Consider the following 13,080-nt stretch of genomic DNA (forward strand, 5'->3'; position numbering starts at 1 on the left):
GCCATGCGTCTAATCTTTCGATTAAGCTTGCTTGGGTTTTTAATAAGCGCATCTGGAGCGTTCGCCACGGAATTTCGAATATATTCTGCGGCAGGCATGAAGGTTCCGCTTATTGAGCTATCGCAATTGTTTAATAAAAATCAGAATGCCAATCACATTTGGATTAATTTTGATACTGCTGGTGCAGCCGAGAAAAAGTTCTTTGAAGACGCTCAAAGTGCCTGCGTGATAACCACTCAAGTGAGAATTAATAGCGCAATAAAGTCTGGCAAATTTGTAAAAAATGAGCAAATTCCTCTAGTTGATACCCTTGCTGGAATGGCTTCATCTAGCGCAAAAAAGCCTAGTATTAAAAATGCACAGGATCTTGCAAATACTTTGCTAGCTGCTCAGTCGATTGCGTTTTCAGACCCCGCGAGAGGCGCAACTGTAGGACGTCATTTTGAGGAAATAATCAAAAAATTAGATATTGAGAAGCCAGTCCTTCAAAAAGCGATTCTTGCAAGCGATGGCGTCGAAACCATGAAGCTAGTTATGGAGAAAAAGGTGGGGCTGGGAATTACTCAAATAAGCGAGGTAATTCAATCTGATCGAAATACATTGGTGGGCCCCTTCCCCCCTGAGTTTGAATTAGCCACCCGATATTCTTTGTATTGCAAAGACCTAAATGATGAGAATTTAGCGCCATTCATTGCTTTATTGAAATCTAGCTATGGCAGCAAAGTTTTCGACTATTACGGCTTGCGCGCAGTCCCTTAAAAAGCGGATTAATCCGCTTTCCATTTGTAAAACTTGGGGTAGGCGCGCATGACAACTGGTCCGTTGAAATCCCAGGATTTACAAGTTCCAAGATACAGCGGCGGTTTATTTTCATCAGGATCAAACAAGGCCCCAGGGATTGCTTGGAAGGCTGCAGTAGCTAAGTTATTGAGTAATTCGCGTAAGTGCGTACAACCCGCAATGCCGCCAAGATGGGTTTGAATTGTTTTTCTCCAGCCTTTACCTAGGCGCTCTCCAATCAGCGCCGTCATAGGGGGAATAACTTGAGGGCACTCGGGATGAGGGTGGCCATCCATGACTACTTCAATATCTTGAATCACTAATTCATTGTTGAGGGTCACTCTAACCCACATGTCATGAAAAGCTTCACCAGGTTGCCAAGTATTTGCACCCGTTGTAAATGGCGTTGCTTTGTAGTCTTTTAGATGTCCTTCAATGTCCCATAAGCCATCTTCTCGCGCATAACCCTGGAAAGTGATTTCTCGGGTGTGTAGTGGAGATCTGGGTTTGGGTGAAGAGAGCATGGCAATTAAATAAGGAAAGACAAGAGGCAAAAACTATCCCTAAATGATAATGAATTGAGGGAAAACTTGCTATCTAGTCTAATCCGCAAACGTGCTCTGTAGTATGCTCTGCAGCATATGGCAAAACCAATCTCTCTTGAAAAGATCTTATTTAGCCAAGGCTTTGGCACACGACGCTATTGTGCTGATTTGGTTTATGCCGATTTAGTCAAGGTGAATGGCGTTTTGGCGGAGGATCCTGGCGAACGTATTTCAACCGAGGGTCTCACACTCACTGTAGATGGTAAAGATTGGGAATATCACGAGAAGGCTTACATTGCATTTAATAAGCCCCTGAACTACGAGTGCTCTCATAAGACAACGCATCACGCTAGTGTCTACAGCCTGCTACCTGCGCCTTTTGTAGAACGTGGTCTGCAGTGCGTTGGCCGCTTGGATTACGACACTACTGGTTTGTTGTTGATTTCGGATGATGGGCAATTTATTCATAAAATGACAACGCCCAAAAAGAACATCGGCAAAGTCTATGAGATCACTACGGCAAGCGCGATTACTCAATCTCAAATCGATCATTTGCTCAATGGTGTAGTTTTGGATGATGATCCAAGACCATGTTATGCCACCGCATGTCATCAGATTTCTGAAAGTGTGTTGGCGATGACAATTGTTGAGGGAAGATACCACCAGGTAAAACGTATGATGGCTGCTGTTGGTAATCATGTGGCCCAATTACACCGTGCGCAAATCGGCGCGTACCATATGCCAAAGGATTTGCCAGAAGGTCAGTGGCGCTGGCTTTATCCAGATGATCTACGTCTTCTGTCTCAAAGTGTGGATGCTAGTTAAGTCCAACCAAATGAAGCCTAACTAAATGCAGCCAACTAGATTACTAAGTAATTTCGATTTTGAAAAAGATCTACCTTTATGGAAGAGAGATGCTTCAGGTATTGCAATCGAGCGCAACTTTGTCTTTAAAGATTTTCAACAGGCATTTGACTTTATGACGCTGTGCGCAAACTATGCCGAGGAAATAAATCATCATCCAGACTGGTCAAACTCTTGGAATCAAGTTAATGTGCGTTTAAGTACCCATTCAGAAAATGCACTAACGCAATTGGATGTGGAATTAGCTAAAGCAATGGATGGCTTTGCCATCCAAGTGCAAACGTAGATTTAATGCTCATCGCCTTCTTGATCCCCTTCATTGAGACTCATCAAGATAGTTGCTAATAAGCCGTAGACTACTTCCGTCGAGATCATTCCGTCTTCATCTAACTCGTCAATGAGGTCATTGAGGCAGTCCTCAGTGGGTTCATTGAGCAGGGTCATGGCACATTCGCAGCCATAGTTAAAGTCTTCGTCGTTTTGAGATTGATATTCTTCGCTCATGATTTTCCTTTAGGTGGTGCAATGTCTTTTGGCATTAATGCTAATTAATGAAGCTATTTAATTTCTCTTTCCACCACTTTGCCTGACCAGTGGTGGAGTGGCCTGAAGTGTAGATGCTTGCGGGGATTAAATAAAGTTCGGCATTTTTTACTTTTTTGAGTTGAATTTCCATAATGCCTAACTCTGGAGGATTGCGCTCATCATCTGCAGAGTTAATGGCAAGTACCTTGGCATTAATTTTTGACAACTCACTATCAGGATTGAAGTCTCTCGAAGATTCCCATTGGTATAAATAGTCATTGGCATCTATTGTGAAAGGAGCTGCCAAGCGGTCATTCACAATCGCATCCGCCTTCTCGCTATTGGGGGCCAAGAACTGAAGATGTTGATTTCCGCCACTCGTGGCTAGAGGGTAAAAGACATTGGTAAATTGCGCACTTTTCGGTTGGGTCTTGTAGTTTCCTTCTTGCCAATCAGGATCTCTTCGAATCGATTCGGATATAAATCTACGCATCATCCAATTTCTTCCTGACATGGCGCTGGGCGTTGATGCCATTGGCACAAGATAGTCTGAATAGCCTGGGTATTTGGTGCCCCATAACCAGGTTTGCATTCCACCCATTGAGTTCCCAAGAATGAGCTTTAAGTGTTCAATACCCAAGCCTTCTTTAACAAGTCTATATTGCGCTTGGACCATATCATCATAGTTATAACGAGGAAATTTGGCTTTAAGTCCGTCAGAGGGTTTCGATGATTTCCCAACACCAATTGCGTCGGTAAGAATAATGAAGAACTTATTTGCATCCAAGGGTTGACCAGCTAAAAATAGCTCTTCCCCAAAATCTTTATTGAGCATTCCTTTGGCTGATCCAGCAGTCCCATGCAATATGAGAACAGCAGGATTATTTGGTGACCCAAGAGTGATGTAGCCAATCTTGAGCTCTTTTGCGGTCTCCCCTGTATGAAATTGAAAGTTTTTGGCCGTCCAAACACCTTCGGTTTGCTTGGGGAACTCCGCGGCAAAACCGATATTGGCAGCTAAAAAAAGACTGATTAAGGCGATTATTTTCATGGGTCAAATTCTTAAGGGGGTTAGGTAATTTATTGCAGCGCACTAAAGTTGGTAATGATTTATAGTAATTCAAAATAAATAAGCAAGTGCTTAATAAAAACAAAAGGAGACGCTAATGCAATTGAATATCAATGGGCAGGTTCACAATATCGATGTGGAACCAAACATGCCTTTGTTGTGGGCCATTCGTGAAGTAGTTGGCCTAACCGGCACTAAGTATGGTTGTGGTGTGGCGCAGTGTGGCGCCTGTACTGTCTATATGAATGGAGAGCCAGTTCGCTCTTGCTCAATTCCTGTTTCGGCTGTTGGCGCTGCCAAAATCACGACTATCGAGTCGCTCTCCAAAGACAATACACATCCAGTACAAAAGGCCTGGATTGCATTAGATGTTCCTCAGTGTGGGTACTGTCAGTCCGGTCAGGTGATGGCTGCTGCTGCTTTACTGAAGCGCATTCCAAAACCAACAGATGCTGATATTGATAATGCAATGTCAAATATTTGCCGTTGTGGCACTTATCAAAAAATTCGCGATGGCATTCATGTGGCATCGGGTCAGAAAAAGTTAGCAGAAGTGTTGGCGCAATACCAAGCTTCTCCAGCAACGCGTGGTTAAGGAGAAGAATATGACACTCGAAAATACTTCACGTCGTGATTTCATTACCAAAGGCACCCTCCTTGGTGGGGGCTTGATGTTGGGCATTGGCGCCTTGCCAGAAAATGCTTTGGCTCAGGCTAGCTCTCAATATGACCCCAATACACCAACTAAAGCTGGTGATGCGGAAGTTAATGCCTGGGTAAGTATCAAACCAGATGACACTGTTTATATCCGTATTGCTCGTTCAGAGATGGGGCAGGGAACTCGTACTGGTTTAGCGCAATTAGTGACCGAAGAGTTGGAATGCAGCTGGAAGAAAGTCAAAACACAGTCGGCTACGCCGGGACAAAGTTTGGCACGCAAACGCGTTTGGGGTGAGCATGGTACTGGCGGCAGTCGCGGTATCCGAATCTCAGAAGACTATGTTCGACGTGGCGCAGCAGCAGCTCGCATCATGTTACTTCAAGCAGCCGCCAATCAATGGAATGTTCCTGTCGCCGAATTAACTGTTGATAAAGGGGTAATTACACATACTCCATCAGGACGTAAAACTACCTATGGAAAAGTTGCTGAGCTTGCATCAACCTTAACTCCGCCTGATCCAAAGTCAATTGTCTTAAGAGATCCGCGTAAGTGGAAGGTAGCGGGTCAGCCTTATGCGCGTATTGATACTGCTAATAAGGTAAATGGATCAAAAGTATATGGCGCTGATTTGCAAATGCCCGGTATGTTGTGTGCTTCAGTAAAGTCTTGCCCTGTATTTGGTGGCAAGCTTGTGAGTTACGACGAAGCAAAGGTTCTAGGGATGCGTGGCATCAAGGGTGTCGTACAGATTAACGACAATACTGTTGCCGTAGTGGCCGATACTTGGTGGCGCGCAAATACTGCTTTGAATGCCTTGCCAATCGTTTGGGATGAGGGTAAAGCGGGCAATGTATCGCAAGATGACATTAATAAGATGTTGCGTAGTGGTTTAGATGAGCAAGGCGATTTCTGGCAGCGTAAGGTTGGTGATGCTCCACAGGCAATCAACAGCTCTGCTAAAAAAGTAGAGGCGATTTATTTCACGCCATATCGCGCGCACGTCACGATGGAGCCCATGAATGCAACTGTGAGGATTAGCGGTGATCGTGCTGAGGCTTGGGTGCCAACACAGAATGGCGAAGGTTCATTGGCCGCTCTATCTGAAGCCACTGGTATTCCTTTGGCTAACTGCGAGGTCTACAAATTAGATTCAGGCTGTGGCCTTGGCCGTCGTGGTTCTACGCAAGACTTTGTAAGTTATGCGGCTAAAGTGGCGCAAAAATATCTAGGAACACCTGTAAAGGTATTGTGGAGTCGTGAGGAAGATTTAACGCACGATTATTACCATCCGATTGCGATGGCTAAGATGAGTGCCGGTATTGATAGCAGTGGCAATGTGACTGGTATGCATATCAAGGTAGCGGGCCAGTCTATTAACGCGACATTAGCCCCGTCAGCTATCAAGGATGGAAAGGATGAGCGTCAATTACAAGGTCTTTATGAAAAAGGCCCCGATGCTCAGCTTGGTTATACCTTTCCGACACTCTTAACTGAATACGTCATGAAAAATACCCATGTTCCAGTTGGACCATGGCGTGGTGTTAATACAAACCAGAATGGCATTTTTATGGAATGCTTTATGGATGAGTGTGCCAAAGCGGCAGGTAAAGATCCGGTGAAGTTTAGGCAAGCAGTGATGCAGAATCATCCAAAGCATTTGGGCGTGCTCAATGCTGCCGCTGAAAAAGCTAATTGGGATAAGCCATTGCCAGCGGGCACCTATCGTGGCGTTGCGCAGTTTATGGGTTACGCCAGCTACTCAGCATGTGTCGCTGAAGTATCGGTCGATGGAAACATGGTGCATGTGAAACGCCTTGTATTTGCCTTGAATTCAGGTCACGTCGTCAATCCTTACTTAACGCGTGAGCAAATTGAAGGCTCTGTAGCAATGGCATTGGGAGCTATTTTCAATCCAGAAATTACCGTTGAAAATGGTCGTATTAAGCAACAGAACCTCGATTCTTACCCTCTCCTGAAGTTGGCTTCAACCCCCAGAATTGAAACCGTTTTAGTGCCTACTTATGATTTCTGGGGTGGTGTAGGTGAGCCAACTATTTGCGTCGTTGGTCCTGCTGTCGCAAATGCAATCTCAGCAGCGATTGGTAGGCCAGTGCGCAACTTCCCTCTGTATAAGGAAGGATTAAGTCTCGCTTAGTTTTTAGCTTGAAATACATGGCTCCATCAGTTAAGTGATTGATGGAGCCATTTTTGTATTTGGCTTACCATTCAGTAATGCAGGTGAATATCAAGCTCTCAAAAAGCATTCTATTTGTTATTTCTCTAATACCTTTAGTGCGTCTACTGTGGTTAGCTAGCAGTGATGGTTTGGGGGCCAATCCAATCGAATTTATCACCCGATCAACAGGCACATGGACCTTGGTATTTTTATGCATTACCCTCGCAATGACCCCAATGCGCATGATCACGGGATCAGCAGATTGGATTAAGCTTCGTCGCATGTTTGGACTCTTTTGTTTCTTTTATGCCTTTCTACATTTCGGAATTTGGTTTTATCTAGATCAATCACTAGATTTGCAAGCAATGATTCATGATGTGCTCAAGCGCCCATTCATTACGATGGGTTTCTTTAGTTTCGTATTGTTATTGCCGTTAGCGCTGACATCCAATCAATGGTCTATTCGCAAGTTAGGGAGGCGTTGGACTCTGCTGCATAAACTGGTTTACGTCATTGCTTGTACAGCAATTACCCACTACTGGTGGCATAAAGCCGGAAAAAATGACTTGGGAACAGTGGCAATATATGTTGTCGTGATCGTTGGCTTGCTATGCCTTAGATTGCCAGTAATTCGTAGATGGTTTGCAGCTTAATGCTCTAAAAACAGATCAGTCTTTATTCCGAGAAGACAAGATCCGGAATCGAATCTAAATTTAATAGTTCAAGGGCGGCATCGGGAGTGGCATTGAGCCAGCGATCAAATAGATCGGGTCGTAACGGTACAACTGTACGCTTTTCATCTTCAGGCTTATGACAACGTCGCATGACGGGATGTTCATTAGCATCAATTGTTAGCATTGAGAACGACACAATCAATTCACCCGTTTCTGGTTCAGTCCAAGTATCCCAAATAGAAGCGATTGCCATGGGCTCTTGATTGGCTTGGCTAATCTTTGTTCTGACTGCTTTGCCGGATTCATAGCAGGGTTCATAAAAAGCATCCGCTAGAGCTAATGCATAGTGACGTTTTGACCAAGCGTTCTTGTAGGAAGGTCTTTCGCTAACGGTTTCAGAGCGAGCGTTGTATGTTTTTCTGCCGAAGTCATCATCTTTTGCCCATGCCGGAATGAGGCCAAAGCGAGCAGGTCCAATCGCAGTGCGCTGAGTATTGTGGCTTTTAAGAACGATGATTCCTGGGTAAGTGGGAAAAACATCATGGGCGCCTGACGGTGGCAACTCTAGGTCAAAGTGGGTCTTGACCCAATCAGTGTTGGCGGCGGTGAGGTATTGAACACACATCAAGCTATTTTACTGACGGTTATGCCGACGCCAGCTGTTACCATTGAGTCTCTATAGACAAGAGAGATCGTATGAGAAAACTAGTATTCAAAAGCCTATTGCTTGCCGCACTTGGAGTTGCAACGGGCTCAATTTATGCCCAACAAAGTGGATTACCAATTAATGCTGCCGCCTCTGTTAATGGCGCCATCATCACCAATGATATGGTTGAGCAAGGGATTAGAGTTGCACTTTCTCAAGGTCAGAAAGATTCTCCTCAATTACGCAAGGCGGTGATCGAGAAATTTATTGAAGTGCTATTACTATCTCAGCAAGCCGACAAGGATGGATTAGCAAATTCTGATAAGGCCAATACACAACTCGCTATGATTCGCCAAAACTATTTAGCGGATCTAGAGTTAGCCACATTCATGGAGAAGAATCCCGTTGCCGATGCTGATGTGCGTGCCGAGTACAACAAGCAAGTGGCATCTTTGGGTTCACAGGGCATGATTGTGGAATATAAGATTAGTGATATTGCTGTTGCAACTGAGGCAGATGCTCAAGCCGCGATGAGTCGTCTTAAAAAGGGTGAGTCTTTTGATAAAGTTGCTCGTAGTGTTTCCCTGGCTCCAAATAAGGCGCAGGGTGGCGCAGCTGGTTGGGTTCAGCCGGGCCAACTTCCGCCACCATTGTCCGCCACCATTGCTAATCTCAACAAAGGCCAAGTATCCGCTCCAATTCAGATGCAGCAAGGTTGGTATTTAATTAAGGTTGAGGATAAGCGTTCAAGCAAGCCACCAACATTTGAGCAGGCAGAAAAAGCTGTTCGAGCAGGTCTCATGCAGAAAAAGCAATTTGAGTTCTTATCTCAGCTTGCCAAAGATTCTAAGATCGTAGTTCAGTAAAAAAGGCCCTTCGGGGCCTTTTGATTTTGTGCTTATTTGCGCTCTAAGGTGACGAAAGCAAAGTGAATATCGTTTTCTGATCCTGGTACGCGCTCTACTTCTTCCCAGTCAGATGCGTTTGGGATTTCAAAGAAGGTGTCACCACTTTCTACGTCAATATCAATTTCCGTTACATATAGACGGTCAGCTTTATCAAATGCTTGTTTGAATAGTTGTTCACCCCCAATCACGAATACTCTTGGCGATTCAGAAAGGCTGGCAAGTGCTTCATCTAGCGAACCAGCAAGTTCAGCGCCCACTGGTGAGTAGTCAGCATTACGGCTAACGACAATATTGCGTCGCCCAGGAAGTGGGCGACCAATCGATTCCCAGGTCCTTCTTCCCATGATGACGGGGTGACCCATGGTGACGCGTTTAAAAAACTGGAGGTCAGCAGAGATTTTCCAGGGCATCTGATTGTCGCGACCAATCACGTGATTACGTGAGCGGGCAACAATCATGGAGATAGCGGGTTGAGTCATATGGAGCTTAAATGGCTACAGGAGCTTTGATATGCGGATGAGATTCGTAGCCAACAATCTCAAAATCCTCAAACTCATAATCAAAAATAGAATTTGGTTTGCGCAGGATATTGAGTTTTGGCAGCGGGAAAAAGTCTCTAGATAGTTGTAGATCGACTTGCTCTAAGTGGTTGCTATACAAATGGCAATCGCCACCAGTCCAGATAAAGTCGCCTACCTCCAGATTACATTGTTGCGCCATCATATGAGTTAACAAGGCATAGCTTGCAATGTTGAATGGCACGCCCAAGAAAATGTCGGCGCTGCGTTGATAGAGTTGACAAGACAGTTTGCCATCAGCAACATAGAACTGGAAGAAAGCATGACAAGGTGCCAATGCCATGCGTGGAATATCAGCTACGTTCCAGGCAGAAACAATAATGCGACGTGAGTCAGGATTCTTCTTGATGGTCTCAACCACTTCAGAGATTTGATCAATATGTTGACCATTTGGTGCAGGCCATGAGCGCCATTGATATCCGTAGATTGGACCAAGATCGCCATCCGGTGCAGCCCATTCATTCCAAATGGATACGCCGCGCTCTTTGAGCCAATTGTTGTCTGTGCTGCCCTTGAGAAACCAGAGTAATTCATAAATGATGGACTTGAGGTGCAGCTTCTTGGTTGTCACCATTGGAAAGCCGTCAGCCAAGTTAAAGCGCATCTGATGGCCAAATACTGAGATCGTGCCTGTGCCAGTCCTATCGGACTTTTTAACGCCCTTAGCAAGGACTTCTTTCATGAGATCGTGATATTGGCGCATAGGGTAGTGACTAACTTAAGGGCTAAATACGGTTAATGATTTACGAATAAGGATAGCTTACTCGAATGTGGGCGACTGCACCCCAAGGGCTTTATGGAGCTTGGTTGAGGTGGTGGTGTATTGCAGTTGGATTGGCTTTTCAGGGTTCAAATAGGCGGCTGCGGCAAAGGCAGCTAAGGCAGCCTCATGAAAGCCAGACAAAATCAGCTTTTTCTTCCCTGGGTAGATATTGATATCACCCACTGCGTAAATGCCTGGAATGCTAGTCTGAAATTTCTCGGTATCAACTGCGATTTGCTTGCGATCTATATCTAAACCCCACTCAGCGATTGGACCTAATTTTGGGGAAAGTCCAAAGAAGATCAAAAGATCGTCTAACGTCAATGATTGAGTATTGCCGTCAATATTGTCAACGGCAATGCTAGTCAAATTCCCATTCTGAATTTCAAGATCGGTAATTTGGCCAATCAGTAATTGAATTTTTCCATCTGCGCAGAGCTCGCGCATTTTTGCAATCGATTGTGGTACCGCTTTAAAGTCATTGCGACGATGAATCAGGGTGACGCTTGCGGCAGTGTTGGCAAAATACAAGGCCCAATCTAGGGCGGCATCTCCGCCACCACAAATGACAATGCGCTTACCTGTAAATTGTTCTGGCTGTTTAACATGGTAGAAAACTTGCTTGCCAACCAGAGGTTCTATGCCCTCAATGTTTAGTACTCTGGGCTGGAAAGCGCCTACACCTGCGGCTATAAATACAGTCTTTGTTAGAAAGGATTTGTTTTCTGAAGTGGTTAATAGAAATCGACCATCTTCCTGTTGCTTAAGGCTGGTAACGTCTTGTCCCAGATGAAATTGAGGCTTAAATGGTTCAATCTGTTTGAGTAAATTGCTAACAAGCTCACGACCGGTGCAAACTGGTACCGCAGGAATGTCGTAAATGGGTTTATCTGGATAGAGCTCGATGCATTGACCGCCAATTTCTGGCAAAGAATCAATGACGTGAGCTTTAATTTCTAGGAGGCCAAGTTCAAAAACTTGAAAAAGCCCCACAGGACCGGCGCCAATGATGACTGCATCAGCTTCTGTGGGGGAGTGCAAGGAAATTCTCTTACTGGTTAAGTATGCAGATGAATTACTTCACCAACTGATCGAGTTTGTTTTTAACATCTTTCCACTCTTCAGCATCTGGAAGAGCGGCTTTGGATTTGGTAATTGAAGTCCAAGATGGAGATAATTCAGCATTCAACTTAATGAATGCTTGTTGATCGCCTGGCACATCATCTTCAGCATAAATGGCATTTACTGGGCACTCAGGAACACAAACAGCGCAATCGATGCACTCGTCTGGATCGATTACTAGAAAATTAGGGCCTTCACGAAAGCAATCAACTGGGCAAACATCAACGCAGTCGGTATATTTGCAGCGGATGCAGGATTCGGTAACAACGTAAGTCATGGTTTTAATGAGTCAAGCCCAATAGATGGGGCTAATAAGTTGTAAAACATCAATTTTAGCCGAAATACACCCATCTATTTGAGGTAAAGTTCCCCCTATGAATACACCGACTAATGGCCAAAATACTGGCACAAAACCTAAAATTCTGGTCGCCAGAGCCATATTTCCGGAAGCTTTGGCCAAATTAGAGGAAACCTTTGAGGTTCGCTCCAACCAAGAAGATCTGATTTTTACGCCTGAGCAATTGCAAAAAGAACTCTCTGGGGTTGCAGGGGCTTTAGTTGCTGGTAGTGAGCGTATTGATGCAACAGCATTGGCAAATGCAAAGGACTTAAAAGTCGTCGCTAATATCTCCGTGGGCTACAACAACTTTGACGTACCCGCGATTACTGCAGCTGGTGTAATGGCAACAAATACTCCGGATGTACTCACTGATACTACGGCCGACTTTGGTTTCGCATTGCTCATGGCAACTGCCAGAAGAATTACTGAGGCAGAGCATTGGATCAGGGCGGGTCATTGGGATAAATGGTCGATTGTGAACAACCCACTTGGCATGGATTTGCATCACAGTACTGTTGGCATTATTGGTATGGGTCGCATTGGTCAAGGGATTGCTAAGCGCGCATTGGGATTTGGTATGAATGTGATTTATCACAACCGTAGCCGGCTATCGGGTACTGATGAAAAAGCTTGTGGAGCAAAATATGTTTCCAAGGAAGAGTTATTGCGTACAGCTGATCACGTTGTCTTGGTTTTGCCGTATGCGCCAGAGAGTCATCACACCATAGGTGCCAAAGAAATTGCTCTCATGAAACCTACGGCAACCCTGATTAATATTGCCCGTGGCGGCATTGTGGATGACTTGGCATTAGCACAAGCATTAAAAGAGAAAAAGATATTTGCCGCCGGTTTAGATGTCTTTGAGGGCGAACCCAAGGTCAACCCCGAGTTGCTTAAGCTCAGCAACGTTGTGCTTGCTCCACATATCGCTAGTGCAACAGAGAAGACGCGCAGAGCCATGGTCGATTTAGCAATTGAGAATGTCATCGCCGCACTATCAGGGAAAAAACCACCAAGCTTAATTAATGCGGAAGTTTTTAAAGGCTAGTTAAGTAACAATTGAAATTGATCAGTTGCAATATAAAAATGCCGAGATATCTCGGCATTTTTATTTAATCGGGTGCAGCTAAAAAATTATTCAGCTTCAATTTCTTCTGGCAGTTCGCGTAGTGCAAGTTCAATGCCGCCGAATTTTCCAGCAACCCAGTTATACACTTTGCAGGCTACCCATAGCAAACCAAAGCCTAGTAAGGCATTCAGAATCAAGGCAGATAGAACGGTAAAGCCAGGAATAGCTCCGTCACGAATAAAGGCAACAAACAAAGCTAGCAAAACGATTGGAACCGAGAAGCATAGATAAACCAACACGAGTGTCTTAGCTGTATGTGTTGGATCGAGGAAGGCGAGTTCTTTTTTGGTTAGTTTCATG

At 44.7% G+C, this 13,080-nt stretch carries 17 protein-coding genes; 8 read left to right on the forward strand and 9 right to left on the reverse strand.

The features are described 5' to 3' along the window. Nucleotides 1–3 precede the first annotated feature (3 nt). On the forward strand, nucleotides 4–759 hold the full coding sequence (locus DCO17_RS01955; protein ID WP_437342811.1) for a molybdate ABC transporter substrate-binding protein: 756 nt from the start codon (nucleotides 4–6) through the stop codon (nucleotides 757–759). A gap of 8 nt (nucleotides 760–767) precedes the next feature. Here DCO17_RS01955 and DCO17_RS01960 read toward each other — a convergent pair whose 3' ends face one another. Then, the gene (locus DCO17_RS01960; protein ID WP_254598796.1) at nucleotides 768–1,334 is read right to left on the reverse strand and encodes a DUF2889 domain-containing protein; all 567 of its coding nucleotides are present in this window, start codon (nucleotides 1,332–1,334) and stop codon (nucleotides 768–770) included. Nucleotides 1,335–1,421: 87 nt separating this feature from the next. Here DCO17_RS01960 and DCO17_RS01965 point away from each other — a divergent pair, with 87 nt between their 5' ends. Continuing rightward, nucleotides 1,422–2,150: a pseudouridine synthase gene (locus tag DCO17_RS01965; RefSeq protein WP_173955140.1), complete on the forward strand. Its 729-nt coding sequence runs from the start codon at nucleotides 1,422–1,424 to the stop codon at nucleotides 2,148–2,150. 25 nt (nucleotides 2,151–2,175) lie between these two features. Next, on the forward strand, nucleotides 2,176–2,475 hold the full coding sequence (locus DCO17_RS01970; RefSeq protein ID WP_173955141.1) for a 4a-hydroxytetrahydrobiopterin dehydratase: 300 nt from the start codon (nucleotides 2,176–2,178) through the stop codon (nucleotides 2,473–2,475). A gap of 2 nt (nucleotides 2,476–2,477) precedes the next feature. Here the strand turns inward: DCO17_RS01970 and DCO17_RS01975 are convergent, their stop codons facing one another. Both DCO17_RS01975 and DCO17_RS01980 read right to left on the reverse strand, forming a co-directional pair. Further along, nucleotides 2,478–2,693: a hypothetical protein gene (locus DCO17_RS01975; RefSeq protein ID WP_173955142.1), complete on the reverse strand. Its 216-nt coding sequence runs from the start codon at nucleotides 2,691–2,693 to the stop codon at nucleotides 2,478–2,480. Nucleotides 2,694–2,733: 40 nt separating this feature from the next. Continuing rightward, nucleotides 2,734–3,765 carry an alpha/beta fold hydrolase gene (locus DCO17_RS01980; RefSeq protein WP_173955143.1) on the reverse strand — a complete coding sequence of 344 codons (1,032 nt, stop codon included), beginning with the start codon at nucleotides 3,763–3,765 and terminating at the stop codon, nucleotides 2,734–2,736. Between the two features lie 115 nt (nucleotides 3,766–3,880). Here DCO17_RS01980 and DCO17_RS01985 point away from each other — a divergent pair, with 115 nt between their 5' ends. From DCO17_RS01985 to msrQ, 3 genes are read left to right on the forward strand one after another with little or no spacing between them, the layout of a single operon-like run. Beyond that, nucleotides 3,881–4,378, forward strand: coding sequence for a (2Fe-2S)-binding protein (locus DCO17_RS01985; RefSeq protein WP_173955144.1), 498 nt, complete (start codon nucleotides 3,881–3,883; stop codon nucleotides 4,376–4,378). 10 nt (nucleotides 4,379–4,388) lie between these two features. After that, nucleotides 4,389–6,599 carry a xanthine dehydrogenase family protein molybdopterin-binding subunit gene (locus DCO17_RS01990; protein ID WP_173955145.1) on the forward strand — a complete coding sequence of 737 codons (2,211 nt, stop codon included), beginning with the start codon at nucleotides 4,389–4,391 and terminating at the stop codon, nucleotides 6,597–6,599. Between the two features lie 41 nt (nucleotides 6,600–6,640). Beyond that, entirely contained in the window at nucleotides 6,641–7,273 is a 633-nt protein-coding gene (gene msrQ / locus DCO17_RS01995; protein WP_254598797.1) for a protein-methionine-sulfoxide reductase heme-binding subunit MsrQ, read from the forward strand. Between the two features lie 22 nt (nucleotides 7,274–7,295). Here msrQ and DCO17_RS02000 read toward each other — a convergent pair whose 3' ends face one another. Beyond that, complete coding sequence (locus tag DCO17_RS02000) at nucleotides 7,296–7,919, reverse strand: SOS response-associated peptidase (protein ID WP_173955146.1); 624 nt, start codon at nucleotides 7,917–7,919, stop codon at nucleotides 7,296–7,298. Nucleotides 7,920–7,990: 71 nt separating this feature from the next. Here DCO17_RS02000 and DCO17_RS02005 point away from each other — a divergent pair, with 71 nt between their 5' ends. Then, nucleotides 7,991–8,806 (forward strand): peptidylprolyl isomerase, encoded by an 816-nt coding sequence (locus tag DCO17_RS02005; protein WP_173955147.1) that lies wholly within the window; start codon nucleotides 7,991–7,993, stop codon nucleotides 8,804–8,806. A 32-nt stretch (nucleotides 8,807–8,838) separates the two neighbouring features. Here DCO17_RS02005 and DCO17_RS02010 read toward each other — a convergent pair whose 3' ends face one another. The 4 genes from DCO17_RS02010 to fdxA are packed head-to-tail and all read right to left on the reverse strand — an operon-like array spanning nucleotide 8,839 to nucleotide 11,588. Next, nucleotides 8,839–9,327: a dihydrofolate reductase gene (locus DCO17_RS02010; RefSeq protein WP_173955148.1), complete on the reverse strand. Its 489-nt coding sequence runs from the start codon at nucleotides 9,325–9,327 to the stop codon at nucleotides 8,839–8,841. 7 nt (nucleotides 9,328–9,334) lie between these two features. Further along, nucleotides 9,335–10,129 (reverse strand): thymidylate synthase, encoded by a 795-nt coding sequence (locus DCO17_RS02015; RefSeq protein WP_173955149.1) that lies wholly within the window; start codon nucleotides 10,127–10,129, stop codon nucleotides 9,335–9,337. 57 nt (nucleotides 10,130–10,186) lie between these two features. Beyond that, a complete protein-coding gene (locus DCO17_RS02020) occupies nucleotides 10,187–11,230 on the reverse strand; it encodes an NAD(P)/FAD-dependent oxidoreductase (protein ID WP_173955150.1) in 1,044 nt (347 codons plus the stop codon). Nucleotides 11,231–11,264: 34 nt separating this feature from the next. Then, on the reverse strand, nucleotides 11,265–11,588 hold the full coding sequence (gene fdxA / locus DCO17_RS02025; protein WP_068322070.1) for a ferredoxin FdxA: 324 nt from the start codon (nucleotides 11,586–11,588) through the stop codon (nucleotides 11,265–11,267). A gap of 97 nt (nucleotides 11,589–11,685) precedes the next feature. Here fdxA and DCO17_RS02030 point away from each other — a divergent pair, with 97 nt between their 5' ends. Beyond that, entirely contained in the window at nucleotides 11,686–12,699 is a 1,014-nt protein-coding gene (locus DCO17_RS02030; RefSeq protein ID WP_173955151.1) for a 2-hydroxyacid dehydrogenase, read from the forward strand. An 86-nt stretch (nucleotides 12,700–12,785) separates the two neighbouring features. Here DCO17_RS02030 and DCO17_RS02035 read toward each other — a convergent pair whose 3' ends face one another. Next, nucleotides 12,786–13,079 (reverse strand): hypothetical protein, encoded by a 294-nt coding sequence (locus tag DCO17_RS02035; RefSeq protein WP_114639669.1) that lies wholly within the window; start codon nucleotides 13,077–13,079, stop codon nucleotides 12,786–12,788. Between the last annotated feature and the right edge of the window lies 1 nt (nucleotide 13,080).

Origin of the sequence: Polynucleobacter tropicus (genome assembly GCF_013307225.1) — a bacterium.
In the GTDB taxonomy this organism is placed as follows: Bacteria; Pseudomonadota; Gammaproteobacteria; order Burkholderiales; family Burkholderiaceae; genus Polynucleobacter; species Polynucleobacter tropicus.